Below are 17,449 nucleotides of genomic sequence, written 5' to 3' on the forward strand. Positions count from 1 at the left end.
TGATAGATGGTAAAGTCGAGAAATGCTTGCGGCATAACGGCTTCAGCGGTCTTCCCAGTATGGCTGACGCTTTCCGATCATGGCGCTGATTCCCTCATCCGCATCGCGGGCGAGCATATTTTCGGCCATCACCTGCGACGCATAGGCATAGGCGTCGTCGAGGCCCATTTCCGCCTGCGTATAGAAAGCCGCTTTGCCCAGCTTCACCGGCACGCGTGATTTGGCGGCGATCTGTCGGGCGAAATCCATTGCCCCCGCCAGCGCCTCGCCGGATGGCACCACCCGGTTCACCAGCCCCATGCGATGGGCCTCCTCGGCCTTCACCCAGTCGCCCAGCAGCAGCATCTCCATGGCGTGCTTGCGGCCCACGGAACGGGTCAGCGCCACCATGGGCGTGTGGCAGAACAGGCCGATATTGACGCCCGGAGTGCAGAAGCGGGCGTCCGCACCCGCAACTGCCAGATCGCAGCTCGCCACCAGTTGGCAGCCGGCGGCGGTGGCCATGCCCTCCACGGCCGCGATCACGGGCTGGGGCTGGCGGACGATACGGGTCATGAGGGTGGCGCAGCGGCGCAGCACGTCCTCGAAATAGGCGCGGCCCCGGTCGGAATCGTTGCGATGGGACTGGATTTCCTTGAGGTCGTGGCCGGCGGAGAAGGCCGGGCCGTCGGCTGCCAGCACGATGGCGCGCACATCCTTGTCGTCCGCCAACTGGTCGAGCGCGGTGGTCAGCTCGGCCATCATGCGTTCCGACAGGCTGTTGCGGCTCGACGGTCGCGCAAGGGTCAGGCATGCAACACCGTCACGATTATCCAGGCGCGTGAAGGCATCGTCGGCGGTGGGGACGGCGGTGTGGGGTGCATGCATGCTGATCCTCCCGTATTGTTCTCTGTGTTGATGTTATCTTATGCAGCTTCAAACAAGCTTGGCGCGTCATAGGTAGGCTGCCCAGGGAGAATGTGAGCAATGCTGTCGGTCAGTGGCGCCGGAATGTCGGTAGCGGATATGGAGGAGTTTCTCTCCCGCGAGTATCCGCAGTCTTTTGGACCCGGTCGTCCGCACCGCATCGAGGCTGTCGCGCCCGGCGCCGCCACCGTGCGCCTTGAGGCCGGCCAGGAGCATCTGCGCCCGGGCGGAACGGTGTCCGGTCCCGCGCTGATGGCGCTCGCCGACATCACCATGTATGTGGCGCTCCTTGCCGAGCTCGGGCCGGTGACGCTGGCCGTGACCACGAATCTCAACATCAATTTCCTGCGCAAGCCCGAGCCCGGTGCGGTGATCGCCGACGCGCACCTGATCAAGGTGGGGCGGCGCCTGTGCGTGGGCGAGATCGGCCTGCGGACCTCCAAGAGCCACGAACTGGTGGCCCATTGCGTGGCCACCTACCACATTCCCAACCACTGATCCGACCATCCGGGGCAACCGTCACGCCGGCTTCGAGCCGGCTTTTGGTGTTGCCGGAGCGGTGCACATGCACGGCCTGCTCTGGTTTGCCGTGCGGCAGTGGTGTCCGGTTGCCGATGGCATGGGGCAGGGGACAAAAGCCCCGAAAAACAGGCTTTATTTTGTGGTGTTATAGCACCATTTTTTCAAGCCATTGATTTTACGTCATAAAATCGGGCGTACTCACGTTGACCGCGCATGCGGCCTCCGGTAGAAGCCCCTGCATCGCCGGACAGCGCGCCAAAACGCGTCGCCCGGCCTTCTCATTTGGAAACGAACCCCATGAAGACGTATTCGGCCAAGCCCGCCGATATCGAAAAGAAGTGGGTGGTGATCGACGCTTCCGGCCTCGTGGTCGGCCGCCTCGCGACTGTCATCGCCATGCGCCTGCGCGGCAAGCACCGCGCCACCTTCACCCCGCACGTGGACACCGGCGACAACGTCGTGGTCATCAATGCGGAGAAGGCAGTCCTGACCGGCCGCAAGCGCGACCAGAAGGTCTACTACCACCACACCGGTTTCCCGGGCGGCATCAAGGAGCGGACTGCGAAGTTCATCCTCGAAGGTCGTTTCCCCGAGCGCGTGATCGAAAAGGCCGTGGAGCGCATGCTCGCCCGTGGCCCGCTCGGCCGCAAGATCATGGGCAACCTGCGCGTTTACAAGGGCCCGAGCCATCCGCATGAGGCCCAGCAGCCGACCGTCCTCGACGTGGCCGCCCTCAACAGCAAGAATGTGAGGATCTGACCATGGCCGAGGCTTTCCAGTCCCTCGACGCTCTGTCGACCCAGCCCGAAGCCCCCGTGCATGTCCAGAAGCTGGACAAGCAGGGCCGCGCCTATGCCACCGGCAAGCGCAAGGACGCGGTCGCCCGCGTGTGGATTCGTCCCGGCACCGGCAAGATCACCGTGAACGACCGTCCGGTCGAGGTGTATTTCGCCCGTCCCGTGCTGCGTCTGATCATCAACCAGCCCTTCCAGGCTGCGGGCCGTGAAGGCGCCTACGACATCGTCTGCACGGTGTCCGGCGGTGGTCTCTCCGGCCAGGCCGGCGCGCTGCGCCATGGCCTGTCCCGCGCGCTCACCTATTATGAGCCCGAGCTGCGCAGCCCGCTGAAGAAGGGTGGCTTCCTGACCCGCGACAGCCGCGTGGTCGAGCGCAAGAAGTACGGCAAGGCCAAGGCCCGCCGCAGCTTCCAGTTCTCGAAGCGCTGATCGGTCCTCACAGACCTTTGGAAGAACGGCGGGGATTTCCCCGCCGTTTTTTTATGCCCGCATGCCAGTGACGCATGGCCTTTGGTGGGCGGACCGTGAAACGAAAAAGGCCGGGCAGATGCCCGGCCTTTTCGATTCTGGCTGTTGTCTCAGAAGCTCGGGGTATCGGCCGGCAGGGGGCTGAAGCCGCCACCCGAGGTGGGGTCGCCGGGCGGGGAGCCGCCGTCCAGGACGTCGATATCCTGCGGGAACACATAGTTCTCGTTGCGGTCATCGCCGAGCGGTACATCGGGGCGGATCGGCGCGCCGGGCCCGGGGTTCAGATAGTTGCCCTGCGGGATCACCGGCAGTTCGATCACGTCCGGCTTGCGGGGATGGATCTCGATATGCGGCACCGGGCCGCTCGACTGCGCAAGCGCAACGGGGAGCGGGGCCAGCAGAGCCGATGCCGAAAGCACGCACAGGCCGATGCCGCGCCGGGCGGACACGCCCATGAAAGACCAGACCTTCGCCATGCCAACCCCCAGGGGAACGGATACCTGTAGTCGCTTAGGGTACCCCGACGCGAGACGCAAGCCGTGGCTGCGCCCCGCGTGCTGCGGCAGCCCCCGGTGGGGCGCCGCCGCAACATTTTGTGCCATAAGCCTTATTTGAAGCCGGCCACCGTGTGGGGCACGTAGGGCTCCTCCAGCGCGGCGATTTCCGCGGGCTCCAGCTTCAGCGCGAGAGCGGCGATGGCATCGTCCAGATGCCCGGCCTTGGTGGCGCCGATGATAGGGGCGGTGATCTCCGGCTTCTGCAGGACCCAGGCGAGGGCCACCTGCGCCATGGGCACGCCACGCGCGGCGGCAACAGCGCTGATCCGCTCCACAACCTGTCGGTCGGCTTCGGCGGTCTTGGTGTAGAGCGCCTTCATCACCTCGTCGGTTTCGGTGCGGTAGGTGTTCTCGTCCCAAGGCCGGGTGACGCGGCCGCGCGCCAGCGGGCTCCAAGGAATGACGCCCACGCCCTGATCGGCGCACAGCGGCAGCATCTCCCGCTCTTCCTCGCGATAGATCAGATTGACCTGATTCTGCATGCTGACGAACCGGGCCCAGCCGTTCTGCTCCTGCAGGGCCAGGGCTTTGGCGAACTGCCACGCATGCATGGAGGAGGCGCCGAGGTAGCGGACCTTGCCGGCGCGCACGACGGCGTCCAGCGCCTCCAGCGTCTCCTCGATGGGCGTGCCGTAGTCCCAGCGGTGGATCTGGTAGAGATCCACATAATCGGTGCCGAGGCGCCGCAGGCTGTTGTCGATCTCGGCCAGGATCGCCTTGCGTGAAAGGCCGGCGCCATAGGGGCCGGGGCGCATGCGGTTATAGACCTTGGTGGCGATCACCAGATCGTCGCGGTGGCCGAGATCCTTGATGGCGCGGCCGAGGAATTCCTCGCTGGTGCCGTCGGAATAGACGTTGGCGGTGTCGAAGAAGGTGATTCCGGCATCGAAAGCCCTGCGGAAGAAGGGCCGGCTCTCATCCTCCGGCAGCGACCAAGGATGGGGGCCGCGATCGGGCACGCCATAGCTCATGCAGCCGAGGCAGAGGCGCGAGACATCGAGGCCGGTGCGGCCGAGCTTCACGAATTCCATGGGGCAGACTCCAGAGGCGGGAGCGGCATCTTATCCTGCGTTCTGAAAGACGAAAGCCTTCCGGCGCCTCCCGACACGCCTATCCCAACGTCAGCAATGCACTCAAAAATGGACTGCCGGTCCGCGCATACGGTCAGGAATACGTATTTACCGCCATAGGATGGCAACGTATATGCCAGTGCGTCTAGGAAAGGACACACCGTGCGTTTTACTTCCCTTATACTCGTTGTGGCCGCCCTCGCTGCCACTCCTTCGCTGGCTCAGGTCAGCAATCCGGACATGTCGTGCGCCGATTATCTCAAGCTTGCGGCGCAAGCTGGCCCGACCCCCAAGACCGGGGATGCGGCCACCGACAAGATGGCGGCCGACATGGATACCAAGATGAAGGCTTATTGCACGGCCAATCCCAAGGCGAAGGCCATGGAAGCTGCCGAAAAGGCGATGATGGGCGGCTGACGGCTGTCGTTTGCTCGGTGCGGCGGGGCCTTCGGGCCCCGTTTTGCTTTGCGGGACGCCTCATCCTGCACGCTGCGCACATCTCTTGAGGCGCCCGCCCTTGACCCTGCGCCCGTCGCAGCCTACCACGCACCCTCAGTGAGCCCGTAGCTCAGTCGGTAGAGCACGTGACTTTTAATCATGGGGTCAAGGGTTCGAATCCCTTCGGGCTCACCACCATCTCCCCGTTCCGCACAGTTGCACTCCGCCGGCCCGTTTGACGACCTTTCCGTCAGGCGTCTGTGCCGGGCAGGTCCGTGTCTTCGGCCGGACGCGCGGCCGCGAGAGCCGGCTGGCCATGGTCGTCCGCGAACAGCGCCCATACGGCGACGAAGAGGGCCGCGATCAGCGGGCCGATGACGAAGCCGTTCACGCCGAACAGCGACAGGCCCCCCAGCGTGGAAACCAGAACCACATAGTCGGGCAGACGGGTGCCCTTGCCCACCAGCGGCGGGCGCAGCAGATTGTCGATCAGGCCGATCACGAACACCCCGATGCCGAGCAGGATGATGCCCTTCACATACTGCCCGCTGAACAGCAGATAGGCTGCGGCCGGCGCCCAGACCAGCGCCGCGCCCACCGCCGGCACAAGCGACAGCATGGCCATCAGCACGCCCCACAGCAACGCACCCTCGATGCCCAGAGCCCAGAATGCGACGCCGCCGATGGCGCCCTGAACGGCGGCGATGATCACATTGCCCTTCACCGTGGCCTGCACCACGTCGGAGAATTTGGTGAACAGGCTGTCCGTGTGGTGCGGGCTGAGCGGGCTCGTCCGGCGGATCCGCCCGGCCAGCGAGGGGCCGTCGCGGAACAGGAAGAACAGCATGTAGAGCATCACGCCGAGGCTGACGAACAGCTGCGCCGTGCCCTGGCCGATGCTGAGCGCCTGCGTGGCGATGATCTGGGACGTCTGGCCGAGGATGGAGACCAGGCGTCCCTGAATGTCCCGCAACGTATCCAGATTGAATTCCGGCAGCATGTCGCGGACGAAGCCGGGCAGGGCGTCGCGGGCGCGCGCCGCCATGTCGGCGGCGTTGAACTCCTGGGTCGAGAGGCGCTGGTAGACGCTGGTCGCTTCCTGAGCCAATGAGGCCAGGATCATGGAGCCGGGGATGACCACGATGCAGATGCAGGCCAGCACGCTCAGGGCCGCTGCCAGGTTTTCGTGCCCGTTGAGAATGCGGACCAGCCAGCGCTGCAGCGGGTTGAAGAGGATCGCGAGGATCACAGCCCAGAGCACCGCACCGTAGAAGGGCAGCAGAAGCCAGATGAAGGCGGCGGTGATCAGTGAAATCAGCACGAAGAAACTGATCTGCTGGGCGTTCGGTGCTTTCATCAAGGGGAATGGCCTCGCATCGGGTACCTTCCCCTATAGGACATTCGCTCGCATCTGGCATCCGGCGTTGCGCAGGCCGGGCGGCAGACCCCGACCCAGCATTCAAGCGCCATTCATCAGGTATGGGCGATCCATGCGGCCCCTGCCGATACGGAGCCGCTGCCGCATGCCGTCATGGATTTCCGCCGATTCCGAGCCCGCCGTTCAGTTTCTTGCGCAGGAACTGGAAGTCGCATTCGGGAGTGGAGATCCTGCAGCTGCCCTCGTCGCATTCCGCACCCGCCTGCCGGAGGCAGCGGTGTTGCCGCGGGATACGAGCCTTTACGGGCAGGAGCGGCCCCATCCCCTGGCCAGCCTCGCTGCTTTCCTGGTGGCTGGAGCGCTGAACAAGTCCGGGCAGGCCGGTGAGGTACGTGCGCTGCTCACGGATTTCGCCGGTCATTTCTACTCACCGCCGCGCCATGCCACGCCGACCGTCCGTCTCAGCGCGCTGGTGAGCGTCTGTCCGGCCCTGTTCGTGCCGCTGATCGAGGCGGCCATCGCAGCTGGCCAGATGTGGGAAGCTGCCTGGCTGATGGTCGATTTCCATCGGGACCAGAAAGGCACGTCCCATGAGGCCGGCGATGCGCTGTTCGCCGCCGCTGCGGCGGACCCGCGCCTCTCCGGTTTCGGCCCGTTCTGCTACGACCGCCGCTGGATAATGGAGCGGCAGCTGAGCATCGCCGAAAGCCCCGAGCTCGATCGGCGTTACAGCCTCGTGCGGAAGTTCGATGCGCAACTGCTGGAAATGGCGCTTTTGGCCAAGTTGCCGGAGCGCGCAGCGTCTTTTCTCGACGCACGCTTGCCCGCCTACAGGGACAGCCCGGTCGAGGACGGTCACAATTTCGGCTTCGACGCCGTATGCCTCCTGGCCGTACTTGGCCGCCACGAAGAGGCTCTGGCACTGGCCCGCCATCTGGCCCGCACAGGCTATGACCTTATGTGGCGGTTCGATCTGGTGGGCGCCGAGAGCATGGCCTGGACACAGGACATGCGACAGAACGAGTGGCTGGGCGCGCTCGCCGCAACGCCCGCCTATGAAGCCTTCCTGCGTGAGGAGCTGAAAGTCCCGAAGCTGGCGCTGGATGATCCCGCCTCCGTGCCGCTCGCTTCCGTGCGCGACGGAGAGCTGGGCGGCAAGAAGAAGGCCCGCTGCTTCGTCTCGCGCAAGCTGATCCAGCCCGGCGCGCCGGTGGTGAAGTTCCGCGTGGTGGCTGGCTCCCGCTGCGGCGACAATGAGGAGACGGCCTCCCGTGCGGCGTTCGACGCCTCGGGCTGGGGCCGGTCCCGGGTCGCCTTCGAGGCGGATCGCGTGCTGCCGGCGCTGATGTTTCCCCATCCCGGCGCGGGTCGTTCGAAGTGGCACAGCCCGTCTATGGCCGCCTTCTGCCATGATGCGGCGCTCAATCCCGATGGCCTCGACATCACACGTGCCGCGCGTCTCATCGCCCAGCATGCGCCGCCTCCGGTTCGGCACGAATGGGTGAAGGGGCCGGCGGCAGGCCAGCGGGTGGCCACGGCCCGGCCTTTCGCCGGGGATGGAGGCCATGGCGAGGCGGCGAACCTCCTCTGGCGTCTCGTCAAGATAGGGCTGGGCGAGGCTCTGCTGGCGGCGGTCTCGGCCTTGCCCGAGGAGCAGGCGGACAAGGTGTTCGCGCTCGCCTCAACGATGCGGCACCCACTGGCGCGCAAGGCTGCCGCAACGCATTTCGCCGCGCCCGATCTGCCTGATGTGATGGACACCGCCTTCAAGAGCCGGCTGACCTTGGCCGATCACCTGACGGTGGCGGATTTCGGCAGCGCCAATCCGCGCTTCCGGGCCGGCCTTCTTGCTGCCTTCGAGGGCTATGCCCTGCATCTCTATTCCAACTACCATCCCGGCGTGGACTGGTATCTTCAGGAGTTCCAGCACTATTCGCTCGCCGGCGGCTCCCGCCTGCTGTTCTTCCTCATCCACCATGCGGATGAAGAGCCGGTGATGGCGACCATGCTGGAGCAGGGCTGGCTCCCGAATGGGGAAGGAGCCGGAGCCTATGATGCCTACGGCAACTCCCGCCGCTTCCTCGTGCGCACCGTGGCCATGCATCTCGCGCTCCATGCCCCGGAAAAGCTGGACGCCTTCTGGGGACGGGATTGGGTGGGCTTCTGGTGCGACACCAGCCTGGATCGCGAGACCGAGCGTATGCTCAAGGCGCTGAAGGCGGGCAAGCGGCGCTGATCGGCTCCGGGCACGAGCATGGTTGACGATGCGTGCATCGCAGCATGAGCCCTTGACCTGCCTGTCCACCCGATTCCACTCTTCGCGGCGAAGGAGTTTTTCGATGCCTGTACTGAACCGCGTTGCCGAGACCGCCGAGGAGATCGCCACTTGGCGTCGGGAGCTGCATACGTTTCCCGAACTCATGTTCGATCTGCCGCGCACCTCCGCTTATGTGGCGGAGAAGCTGAAATCCTTCGGCTGCGACGAAGTGGTGACGGGCATCGGCCGCAGCGGCGTGGTGGCGGTCATCAAGGGGCGGGCGTCTGGCAAGGGGCAGGTGATCGGCCTGCGTGCCGACATGGATGCTCTGCCGATCCTGGAAGACACCGGCCTGCCCTATGCCTCGCAGAACACGGGCAAGATGCACGCCTGTGGCCATGACGGCCACACCGCCATGCTGCTCGGCGCCGCCCGCCATCTGGCGGAGACCCGCGCCTTTGCCGGCACCGTCGTGCTGATCTTCCAGCCCGCCGAGGAAGGCGAGGGCGGCGCGCGCGTGATGATCGAGGATGGCCTGCTGGAGCGCTTCAAGCCGCAGGAGATCTACGGCATGCACAACCAGCCGGGCATTCCGCTCGGCGAGTTCGCGCTCCGGCCCGGCGCCATCATGGCCTCCACCGACCGGCTGGAAATCTTCATCGACGGGCGCGGCGCCCATGCGGCCAAGCCGCATCAGGGCGTGGATCCGGTGCTGGTGGGCTCGGCCATCGTCATGGGGCTGCAGCAGGTGGTGGCGCGCAATGTGGACCCGCTGGAATCAGCTGTGGTCTCCATCACCATGTTCCATGCCGGCGCGGTGGAGAATGTCATTCCCGCTACGGCCCAGCTCACCGGCACCGCCCGCACGCTGAAGGCATCCGTACGCAAGATGCTGCAGGAGCGCCTGCCGGCCATCGTGGAGGGCATCGCCTCCGCTTATGGCGCCACCGCGCAGCTGAAGTGGATCGACGGCTATCCGGTGACGGTGAACCATGCCGAGCAGGCAGCTTTCGCGGCCAAGGTGGCGGCGGACGTGGCCGGCACCGACAAGGTGGACACCAACATCGCCCCGATGATGGGCGCGGAAGACTTCTCGTTCATGCTGGAAGCGCGGCCCGGCGCCTTCATCTTCGTGGGCAACGGGCAGAGCGCGGGGCTGCATAACCCGCACTACAACTTCAATGACGAGGCCATTCCCTTCGGTACGTCCTACTGGGTGCGCCTCGTGGAAACCGCGATGCCGCTCTGAACGCTTCAGCGATTTCCGGAACGCCTGACCTTCGGGTCAGGCGTTGGTCTTGCGCAGACGGAAGGTGATCACGCCGTCTTCCAGCGTGCGGCCTTCAAAAGTGTTGCCCGTCTCGGCGGCGAGATGGGGAATGTCGATCACCGACATGGGGTCCGTGCATTCCACCACGAGGCAGGTGCCGGGGGTGGCGGCACAGAGCGCCTTGCGGGTGCGCAAGGCGGGCATCGGGCATTTGAGGCCCTTAAGGTCCAGACGCAGCTCTCCGGTCGCGGAATCGGCCACGGGCGCACGCCGGTGGGGGGTGATTCCGGCCAGAATGCCAGTTGCTGCCTTCATTCAAGACTCCTGTCAGGCCGCCTGATCTTTCAGGCGGGCAAGGCTTTCCGCGCGACCCAGAACTGCGAACACGTCGAACACGGGCGGCGAGGTGGTACGCCCAGTCAGTGCGGCGCGCAATGGCTGGGCGACCGCTCCGAGCTTGATACCTGCGGTTTCCGCATAGGAACGGACCACGCTTTCGGTCGCGGAGGCCGACCACTCCACGATTTCCAACTGCGGCAACAATGCGGCGATATGTGCCTTCGCATCAGCCGTCAGAATGCCCGCCGCCTTTTCCTCCAGCGGTAAAGGGCGCTCAGCGAAGATGAACTCGGACCCGTCCAGCAGTTCGGTCAGGGTCTTGGAGCGCTCCTTCAGCCCCGGCAGGGCCGCGCGCAGCTGGCCCTTGCGCTCCTCGGTGAGGCGGGCGAGGCGGCGCTCGGCATCCGGAAGGTGCGGAATGAGGCCCATCAAGGCGTCGAACAGTTCGTCGTCGGTGGACGCACGGATGTACTGGCCGTTGATGTTCTCCAGCTTCAGGAAATCGAAGCGGGCAGCGGAACGGCCGACGCGATCCAGATCGAACAGCTCGACCATTTCTTCCGTGGAGAAGATCTCCTGATCGCCATGGCTCCAACCGAGGCGAACGAGATAGTTGCGCAACGCGGCGGGCAGGTAGCCCATGTCGCGATAGGCATCCACGCCCAGCGCGCCGTGGCGCTTGGAGAGCTTTGCACCGTCCGGCCCATGGATCAGCGGAATATGCGCCATGCGCGGCACATCCCAGCCGAGCGCATTGTAGATCTGCGTCTGCCGCGCGGCGTTGGTGAGGTGGTCGTCGCCACGGATGATGTTGGTGACGCCCATGTCATGGTCATCAACCACCACCGCCAGCATGTAGGTGGGGGTGCCGTCCGAGCGCAGCAGGACGAGATCGTCCAGATCCTTGTTCGGGAAGGTCACGGTGCCCTGCACCTGATCCTCGATCACGGTCACGCCCTCCTGCGGGGCGCGCAGGCGGATGACGGGATCGCGGTCGGTGGGGCGATCCGCCACCGGGCGGTCACGCCAGCGGCCGTCGTAGCGCGGCGGGCGGCCTTCCTTGCGGGCCAGCTCGCGCATCTCGTCCAGTTCCTGCGGCGTGGCATAGCAGGGATAGGCATTGCCCCGTGCCAGCATCTCCTGCACCGCCTCCTGATGCCGGGCGACGCGGGAAAACTGGTAGATCACCTCGTCATCCCACTCGATGCCGAGCCAGGTCAGGCCCTCGATGATGGCCTCGATCGCTTCCGGCGTGGAGCGCTGGCGGTCGGTATCCTCGATCCGCAGCAGCATCTTGCCGCCCTTGGCCTTGGCATAGAGCCAGTTGAACAGGGCCGTGCGGGCGCCGCCGATGTGCAGGAAGCCCGTGGGGGAAGGAGCAAAGCGGGTGACGATCTGCGACATCAGGATCAAGCCGGAATACGAGGTAGGGCGGGGCGCGTCGTCTGGCGGGGCGCGGACGCGACTCAAAGCCAATCGGCACGCCAGCGTAGCGCGCGGGCGGCGCCCGTGTAGCATAGGCCGTGGGCTGAAGGAACACGGCCGATGGAGCACCGCCGGGGGGCGGGAAAACGCGGATCATCCGGCGCCGTGGCGGGCGTTCTCGGAGGTGCCGTTGCGCGTCCCGCTTTCCTGCCTGCTTTGCTGTGGCCCGGAGCCGTGCTCGGCCGTCTGCGCGATGCCATCCGTACCGACGCGGCGGCCGAAGTTGCATCCGGCCGGCTGATCCTGTGGCTGCCGGTCCTGCTCGGCTGCGGCATCCTGCTTTATTTCGGCGCGGAGCAGGAGCCCTCGCTCCCCGCCGCTCTCGGTCTTGCCGGGGTAATGGCCTGCGTTGCCTTCGCCGCGCGAACCCGGCCACGCGCCTGCGCGGTACTGCTCGGCCTGGCCACGCTCGCAGCCGGATTTGCGCTCGCCGCTGTCCATACGGCAAGCATCGCGCGTCCCGTGATCATCACCCCACCGACGCCCGTCCGGCTCACCGGCTTCATCGAACAGGTGGAGCGGCGGGCGACGGCGGACCGTGTCCTGCTGCGCGTTACTTCGGCAGAGGGGCGGGGGCTGGAGGTGGTTCCGAAGCTCGTTCGCATCTCGCTCGGGCGCGGCACGGCACCTGCGGCGGGCACGCCGGTGGAGATGCTGGTGCGCCTGCTGCCGCCCATGGAGGCGGCATTGCCGGGCGGCTACGATTTCGGCCGCAACATCTGGTTCCGGGGCATCGACGCGGTCGGGTTCGGCCTCGGCCGGCCGAAGCTGATCGCGGCGCCGGGGGAGCCGCCGTTCAGCGTGCGCTTCGGCGCCGCCATCGAACAGGTGCGGCAGAGTGTGGGAACCCGCATCCGCCAGTCGCTGGAGGGCACCGCCGCCGCCATCGCGGTCGCACTCGTGGTGGGCGACCGCACCGCTATTTCCCCACAGGTGGAAGAAAGCATGCGGGTGTCCGGCCTCACCCATGTGCTGTCCATCTCCGGCTTGCACATGGCCATGGTGGCGGGCACGCTGTTCTTCCTCGTGCGAGGTCTCCTTGCGGCCTTTCCGCCGCTGGCGCTCGGGGCACCCATCAAGTCCATGGCGGCGCTGGCCGCACTCGCCGGCAGCGGGATCTATCTGCTGCTATCCGGCAACGACTGGCCGGCCCAGCGGTCCTTCTTCATGCTCGCCATTGTTCTGGTGGGGGTTCTCGCCGGGCGCGCCGCACTCACCCTGCGCACCGTCGCAGTGGCAGCGGTTCTGGTGCTGGTCCTCGGGCCGGAAGCCATCCTGGAACCCGGCACGCAGATGTCCTTTGCCGCGACACTGGCGCTGGTGGCAGCCTTTGAGCACTGGAGCCGCGTGCGCGGACGCCCCATGGTGGGAAGCCTCATGTGGCGCGCACTGGCGCGCGGCCTGATGTTCCTCGCTGCCTTGTCACTGACCTCGCTGGTGGCGGGAACAGCCACGGCACCCTATGCAGCCCTGCATTTCCAGCGTCTCGGCCTATACGGGCTGCTGGCTAATCTGGCGGCCATGCCAGCGGTAGAATTCCTCGTGATGCCTTTCGGCCTGCTCGGCGTACTGCTGATGCCGTTTGGCTGGGACTTCATCGCCTGGCCGGTGATGGGGCTCGGCATCGACCTCATGGTGAAAGTGTCGGATCTGGTCGCCGCTTTGCCGGGCGCGGATGCGCGTACCGACTGGGTGGGACCGGCGGCGGCGGGTGTGCTCACGCTGGCCCTGCTTTGCCCATGCCTGCTGAGGGGCTGGCTGCGCGCATTGGCCGTGATCCCTGCGGTCGTTGCGCTGTTGCTGATGGGGCCGCCGCCACGGCCTGACGTGCTGATTGCCCCGAACGGTCAGACGGTGGCGGTGCGCGGTGCCGACGGGCGCCTGTCGGTGGCGGGGGCCGGCAGCGGCCGGTTGATGGTGGAGCAATGGCTGTCACGCGAGGCCGATGTCCGCAAAGCGGATGCACCGGATCTCGATCTCGGCTTCCTCTGCGATGCACGCGGGTGCCGGATCTCTCTGAGGGGCGGAGGGCATCTCACCCTCCTGCGCCGGGCCGATGGCCTGCCGGCGGCATGTGGAGCCGGTGACATCGTGGTCGCGCCCTGGCCGCCGCCGCCCGATTGCGCCGCCAAGGCCTTCTATCCCGAAGCGCTGGCGCGCACGGGGACGCTGGCCATGTATCGGCGGCCGGACAGCAAAAGCGTGCCGGCGGGCGGGAAGCCGGGGCCCATGGGGCGGGCGGAAGACGTGGAAACGCACCAGCCAGATCTGGCCGACCCAATCCCGCCGGCGGTTCCGGATGAGCGGAGCGGGCGGGGCGCAGCAATGGCGGGAACCGCTGACAGTTCTCCCCCTGAACCGCCTCCTTTGACCGGCCGGCCGCGCCGCATGGCGGCCGATCACCGGGCCTCGTTGAGGCGAGAGGGCGCCGCTCGGGAGCCGGTGGTGACGTTGGCCGCCGAGGTTGATGGCGCTGTACGACAGGGGAAGGTTGAGGAATGGCTGGGCACAGGATCGGGGCAGGTGGTCGGGCCCGCCGCGCCGCTTGCCTCAGCCGACAGGACGCCTGAACTGTCCGGCGGTCCGCGTTCCGGGCAGACCGGCGGGCGTCCGGGTGGGCGCGGAAATACATCGACAGAAGCAGCCATTGCACCCGGTCGGGAACCGCCCTTTACGTCCCTCTGGCGCGTGGTGCCGACACGCGCGCCCGGTGTCCAGCGCCCGTGGATGCCGGTCCTTCCGCCGCTCGCGGAGAAGCAGGACGAGCCGGAAAGGGCCGGGATCCGTGCAGCAGAAGACGCGCTGACCGCGCCTTGACGTTCCCGCTGTCGAGCCGACAACGGATTTTCGCTCACCCAAAAAGCAGATCGGGCCCCGAAGGGCCCGAGCAAAACTGTCAGTAACGCCGCATGAGGCCGACGAGCCGGCCCTGAATGCGCACCCGGTCGGGGCCGAAGATGCGGGTCTCATAGGCCGGATTGGCAGCTTCCAGCGCGATGGAGGCGCCCTTGCGACGCAGCCGCTTCAGCGTGGCTTCCTCGTCATCCACCAGCGCCACGATGATGTCGCCGGTTTCCGCCGTCTCGGTCTTGCGGATGAGCACCGTGTCGCCGTCGAGAATGCCGGCCTCGATCATGCTGTCGCCACGCACTTCCAACGCGAAATGCTCGCCCGAGCCCAGCATTTCGGGCGGCAGGTTCAGCGTGTGGCTACGGCTCTGGATGGCAGAGATGGGCGAGCCCGCGGCGATGCGGCCCATGACCGGAACCGCCACGGTGGGGGCGATCTCCTCATCCTCCACCGGCGGGCGGACGCGGCCGAGGCTGCCCTCGATCACGCTTGGCGAGAAGCCGCGCGCGCTGCTGCGCTGGGCGGCAAGGCCGGGCGCGGCACTGTCCGGCAAGCGCACCACTTCCAGCGCGCGGGCCCGGTTCGGCAGGCGGCGGATGAAGCCGCGCTCTTCCAGAGCGGTGATGAGGCGATGGATGCCTGACTTGGAGCGCAGGTCCAGCGCCTCTTTCATCTCGTCGAAGGAGGGGGGAACCCCGGTCTCCTTCAGGCGCTCGTGGATGAAGCGGAGAAGATCATATTGCTTGCGCGTAAGCATGCGTGGTTCAGCCCCTCAGCCCCTGGAGCGCGTGCCCCATGCGGCGACCGCCGTCCGGTCCGAAACCTGCCTCGCCGACCGCGAAACAAATCACGAACATGGTGTAGCTGTTTCTTTTTTGTTCCACAAGCCTCAACACGAGGTAAACGCGCGCTTATCCGTTGAACGGAATGATCTCGCAGGGCGCGCCGGCCTCGGCGGCGGGGGCGAATGAGGGACGAATCAGCAAGCAATCGGCCAGAGCGAGGGCTGACAGCATGCTGCTGTCCTGCGTGGGCAGCGGGGTCGCGCGGGGCAGGCCGTCGCTGAAATCGAGGCGCGCGCGGATGAAATCCATGCGCATGTCATTGGCAGCCATGGCAGCGCCCAGCACCGCAGGACGGGTCGGCATCAGCGGCACTTCTTCACCCTGCATGCGGCGCAGGATGGGCAGCAGAAACAGCACGGCGCAGACATAGGCCGAGACCGGATTGCCGGGCAGGCCCAGTGCCCGCATGCGGCGACCGGTACCGAACATCAGCGGCTTGCCCGGACGCAGCGCGATCTTGTGCACGGCGAGATCGACGCCTTCCGCCTTCAGCGCGGGGGCCATGAGGTCATGCTCGCCCACCGATGCGCCGCCGGAGGACACCAGCACGTCGATGCCCATGTCTTCCGCCTGCCGGATGGCGGCACGGGTCTCCTCCATGCCGTCGCGCACGAGGCCGAGGTCCACCACCTCGGCGCCCACGCTGCGGGCCAACGCCGCAAGGCCATAGACGTTGGACACCACCACATCGGCCAGCGATCCCGTGCCCTGACCGGGATAGACCAGTTCGTCGCCGGTCTGGATGATGCCCACGCGGGGGCGGCGGGCGACGGAAAGAGTCGCATGATCGCCGGCGGCGGCGAGCATGATGTCGCGGGCATTCAGGCGGCGGGCGGCAGGCAAAAGCTGAGCATCGGTGCGGAAGTCAAAACCCGCCTTGCGGATGTTGCGCCCCTGCGCCGTGTGGGAGACGAGGGTGACGACATCGCCCTCCCGCGTGGTGTTCTCCTGGATCACCACGGTATCGGCGCCATCGGGCACCAGAGCGCCGGTGAAGATACGCACCGCCTCGCCCGTGGCGATGGCGCCGGAGAACGGATTTCCCGCTGCTGATTCGCCGATCACTTTCAGGCTGACCGGAAGCTCGGGCGCGTCGGCGAACCTGATGGCGTAACCGTCCATGGCCGACATGTCGGCGGAAGGCTGGTTGCGGCGTGCCGCCACCGGCGCTGCCAGCACGCGCCCCACCGCGTCGCCAACCGCCACGTTCTCGGCGGCCAGCACTGTCAGGCCGGAGGTGATGCGCGCAAGGGCCTCGGCCACGGGCATGAGGCCGGGCTTTCCGGCTGCGGATGCAGTCATGTCAGGCCTCCGCGCGCCAGTGGCCGGACCGCCCGCCCTGCTTCTCCAGCAGACGGATATTGCCGATCCGCATGCCGCGATCGGCGGCCTTGGCCATGTCATAGATGGTGAGGCAGGCGACGGAGACGGCAGTGAGCGCCTCCATCTCCACCCCGGTCTGGCCGGCGACCTTCACCCGCGCGGTCACGCGCAGGCCGGGCAGGGTGTCGTCCGGCGTCACCTCCACTTCCACCTTGCTGATCATCAGCGGGTGGCAGAGGGGGATCAGTTCATGGGTGCGCTTGGAGGCCATGATGCCGGCGATGCGGGCGACGCCGAGCACGTCGCCCTTCTTGGCATTGCCGGAGCGGATCAGTTCCAGCGTCTCCCGCGCCATCACCACCTCGCCTTCCGCCAGCGCCTCGCGGCTGGTGGAGGGTTTTTCCGAGACATCCACCATGCGAGCGGCGCCGGAGGAATCGAGGTGGGTCAGTTCAGTCATCAGCGCACGCGGGTCCAGGTCTGGGTCTGGCACAGGGGCACCACGATGCAGCCCCGCACCTTGAGTGTATTGTCGCCATCCAGCGTCAGGGAGGCGCTGTAGGTCTTGCCGTCCTCGGCATTGTAGATCTGCCCGCCGCTCCATTCCGTGGGGCCGCCGGAGAAGCCGCCGAGGATCTGCTGGCCCTTCAGGGCGCGGTCGCGCTTGGAGGCGTCGGAATTCTTGGTGTCCTTCAGGCCGGGATCGGCCTTGATGCCATCGGACGTGACAATGCGGCCGCACACCGACGCACCGCACTTGGCAATCTCCACCTGTCCGCCATGGACCGGGGTCGCCCACAGGCCTGTCACATCGGCCGCAAGCGCGGGGCCGGCGGCAAGGAAAAGGCCCAGGGCGGCAACGGGCGCAAATGCCCTTGAGACGAAACCAGAGCAATCCATGTTCGTATCTCCCAGCTGGCCGCCTCTGCGGGCAGCCTCGGCGC

The 17,449-nt window shown here is 66.7% G+C and carries 17 protein-coding genes and 1 tRNA gene; 8 read left to right on the plus strand and 10 right to left on the minus strand.

Annotated elements, in window-relative coordinates; genetic code table 11:
• Positions 1-42 precede the first annotated feature (42 nt).
• Positions 43-867 carry an enoyl-CoA hydratase gene (locus IEW24_RS09410; protein ID WP_188577799.1) on the minus strand — a complete coding sequence of 275 codons (825 nt, stop codon included), beginning with the start codon at positions 865-867 and terminating at the stop codon, positions 43-45.
• A gap of 99 nt (positions 868-966) precedes the next feature.
• On the opposite strand from IEW24_RS09410, the gene IEW24_RS09415 reads away from it, so the two are divergent.
• From IEW24_RS09415 to rpsI, 3 genes are all read left to right on the plus strand, one after another.
• A complete protein-coding gene (locus IEW24_RS09415; protein ID WP_244644278.1) occupies positions 967-1,404 on the plus strand; it encodes a PaaI family thioesterase in 438 nt (145 codons plus the stop codon).
• 321 nt (positions 1,405-1,725) lie between these two features.
• Positions 1,726-2,187: a 50S ribosomal protein L13 gene (rplM, locus tag IEW24_RS09420; RefSeq protein ID WP_188577801.1), complete on the plus strand. Its 462-nt coding sequence runs from the start codon at positions 1,726-1,728 to the stop codon at positions 2,185-2,187.
• A gap of 2 nt (positions 2,188-2,189) precedes the next feature.
• Entirely contained in the window at positions 2,190-2,654 is a 465-nt protein-coding gene (gene rpsI / locus IEW24_RS09425) for a 30S ribosomal protein S9 (protein WP_188577803.1), read from the plus strand.
• A gap of 149 nt (positions 2,655-2,803) precedes the next feature.
• On the opposite strand, the gene IEW24_RS09430 is transcribed toward rpsI, so the two are convergent.
• Together IEW24_RS09430 and IEW24_RS09435 are read right to left on the minus strand one after the other, a co-directional pair.
• The gene (locus IEW24_RS09430; protein ID WP_188577805.1) at positions 2,804-3,169 is read right to left on the minus strand and encodes a hypothetical protein; all 366 of its coding nucleotides are present in this window, start codon (positions 3,167-3,169) and stop codon (positions 2,804-2,806) included.
• Positions 3,170-3,300: 131 nt separating this feature from the next.
• The gene (locus tag IEW24_RS09435; RefSeq protein WP_188577807.1) at positions 3,301-4,281 is read right to left on the minus strand and encodes an aldo/keto reductase; all 981 of its coding nucleotides are present in this window, start codon (positions 4,279-4,281) and stop codon (positions 3,301-3,303) included.
• Positions 4,282-4,482: 201 nt separating this feature from the next.
• Between IEW24_RS09435 and IEW24_RS09440 the strand changes: the two genes are divergently transcribed.
• Both IEW24_RS09440 and IEW24_RS09445 read left to right on the plus strand, forming a co-directional pair.
• The gene (locus IEW24_RS09440; protein ID WP_188577809.1) at positions 4,483-4,737 is read left to right on the plus strand and encodes a hypothetical protein; all 255 of its coding nucleotides are present in this window, start codon (positions 4,483-4,485) and stop codon (positions 4,735-4,737) included.
• A 140-nt stretch (positions 4,738-4,877) separates the two neighbouring features.
• Positions 4,878-4,953, plus strand: a tRNA-Lys gene (locus IEW24_RS09445).
• Between the two features lie 55 nt (positions 4,954-5,008).
• On the opposite strand, the gene IEW24_RS09450 is transcribed toward IEW24_RS09445, so the two are convergent.
• Complete coding sequence (locus IEW24_RS09450; protein ID WP_188577811.1) at positions 5,009-6,115, minus strand: AI-2E family transporter; 1,107 nt, start codon at positions 6,113-6,115, stop codon at positions 5,009-5,011.
• Between the two features lie 301 nt (positions 6,116-6,416).
• Here IEW24_RS09450 and IEW24_RS09455 point away from each other — a divergent pair, with 301 nt between their 5' ends.
• Positions 6,417-8,372, plus strand: a complete 1,956-nt coding sequence (locus tag IEW24_RS09455) for a hypothetical protein (RefSeq protein WP_188577813.1) — start codon at positions 6,417-6,419, stop codon at positions 8,370-8,372.
• 103 nt (positions 8,373-8,475) lie between these two features.
• On the plus strand, positions 8,476-9,642 hold the full coding sequence (locus tag IEW24_RS09460; protein WP_188577815.1) for a M20 aminoacylase family protein: 1,167 nt from the start codon (positions 8,476-8,478) through the stop codon (positions 9,640-9,642).
• Between the two features lie 36 nt (positions 9,643-9,678).
• On the opposite strand, the gene IEW24_RS28985 is transcribed toward IEW24_RS09460, so the two are convergent.
• The gene (locus IEW24_RS28985; RefSeq protein ID WP_188577818.1) at positions 9,679-9,978 is read right to left on the minus strand and encodes a sulfurtransferase TusA family protein; all 300 of its coding nucleotides are present in this window, start codon (positions 9,976-9,978) and stop codon (positions 9,679-9,681) included.
• Positions 9,979-9,990: 12 nt separating this feature from the next.
• Positions 9,991-11,406 carry a glutamate--tRNA ligase gene (gene gltX / locus IEW24_RS09470; RefSeq protein WP_188577820.1) on the minus strand — a complete coding sequence of 472 codons (1,416 nt, stop codon included), beginning with the start codon at positions 11,404-11,406 and terminating at the stop codon, positions 9,991-9,993.
• A 255-nt stretch (positions 11,407-11,661) separates the two neighbouring features.
• Between gltX and IEW24_RS09475 the strand changes: the two genes are divergently transcribed.
• Entirely contained in the window at positions 11,662-14,304 is a 2,643-nt protein-coding gene (locus tag IEW24_RS09475) for a ComEC/Rec2 family competence protein (protein WP_188577822.1), read from the plus strand.
• Between the two features lie 79 nt (positions 14,305-14,383).
• Here IEW24_RS09475 and lexA read toward each other — a convergent pair whose 3' ends face one another.
• The 4 genes from lexA to IEW24_RS09495 all read right to left on the minus strand — a co-directional run bounded on the left by lexA (position 14,384) and on the right by IEW24_RS09495 (position 17,405).
• Positions 14,384-15,094: a transcriptional repressor LexA gene (gene lexA, locus IEW24_RS09480; protein WP_188577824.1), complete on the minus strand. Its 711-nt coding sequence runs from the start codon at positions 15,092-15,094 to the stop codon at positions 14,384-14,386.
• Positions 15,095-15,248: 154 nt separating this feature from the next.
• Entirely contained in the window at positions 15,249-16,484 is a 1,236-nt protein-coding gene (locus IEW24_RS09485) for a molybdopterin molybdotransferase MoeA (RefSeq protein ID WP_188577826.1), read from the minus strand.
• A 1-nt stretch (position 16,485) separates the two neighbouring features.
• Entirely contained in the window at positions 16,486-16,965 is a 480-nt protein-coding gene (gene moaC, locus IEW24_RS09490) for a cyclic pyranopterin monophosphate synthase MoaC (RefSeq protein WP_188577828.1), read from the minus strand.
• On the minus strand, positions 16,965-17,405 hold the full coding sequence (locus IEW24_RS09495; protein WP_188577830.1) for a DUF2147 domain-containing protein: 441 nt from the start codon (positions 17,403-17,405) through the stop codon (positions 16,965-16,967). Before IEW24_RS09495 ends, moaC begins: the two co-directional genes overlap by 1 nt.
• Positions 17,406-17,449 lie beyond the last annotated feature (44 nt).

This window comes from Azorhizobium oxalatiphilum, from assembly GCF_014635325.1.
Classification (GTDB): Bacteria; Pseudomonadota; Alphaproteobacteria; order Rhizobiales; family Xanthobacteraceae; genus Azorhizobium; species Azorhizobium oxalatiphilum.

Coding starts and splice junctions, on each gene's coding strand:
- IEW24_RS09410 (WP_188577799.1), bottom strand. CDS start 867: ATGCATGCACCCCACACCGCCGTCCCCACCGCCGACGATGCCTTCACG.
- IEW24_RS09415 (WP_244644278.1), top strand. CDS start 967: ATGCTGTCGGTCAGTGGCGCCGGAATGTCGGTAGCGGATATGGAGGAG.
- rplM (WP_188577801.1), top strand. CDS start 1,726: ATGAAGACGTATTCGGCCAAGCCCGCCGATATCGAAAAGAAGTGGGTG.
- rpsI (WP_188577803.1), top strand. CDS start 2,190: ATGGCCGAGGCTTTCCAGTCCCTCGACGCTCTGTCGACCCAGCCCGAA.
- IEW24_RS09430 (WP_188577805.1), bottom strand. CDS start 3,169: ATGGCGAAGGTCTGGTCTTTCATGGGCGTGTCCGCCCGGCGCGGCATC.
- IEW24_RS09435 (WP_188577807.1), bottom strand. CDS start 4,281: ATGGAATTCGTGAAGCTCGGCCGCACCGGCCTCGATGTCTCGCGCCTC.
- IEW24_RS09450 (WP_188577811.1), bottom strand. CDS start 6,115: ATGAAAGCACCGAACGCCCAGCAGATCAGTTTCTTCGTGCTGATTTCA.
- IEW24_RS09460 (WP_188577815.1), top strand. CDS start 8,476: ATGCCTGTACTGAACCGCGTTGCCGAGACCGCCGAGGAGATCGCCACT.
- IEW24_RS28985 (WP_188577818.1), bottom strand. CDS start 9,978: ATGAAGGCAGCAACTGGCATTCTGGCCGGAATCACCCCCCACCGGCGT.
- gltX (WP_188577820.1), bottom strand. CDS start 11,406: ATGTCGCAGATCGTCACCCGCTTTGCTCCTTCCCCCACGGGCTTCCTG.
- lexA (WP_188577824.1), bottom strand. CDS start 15,094: ATGCTTACGCGCAAGCAATATGATCTTCTCCGCTTCATCCACGAGCGC.
- IEW24_RS09485 (WP_188577826.1), bottom strand. CDS start 16,484: ATGACTGCATCCGCAGCCGGAAAGCCCGGCCTCATGCCCGTGGCCGAG.
- moaC (WP_188577828.1), bottom strand. CDS start 16,965: ATGACTGAACTGACCCACCTCGATTCCTCCGGCGCCGCTCGCATGGTG.
- IEW24_RS09495 (WP_188577830.1), bottom strand. CDS start 17,405: ATGGATTGCTCTGGTTTCGTCTCAAGGGCATTTGCGCCCGTTGCCGCC.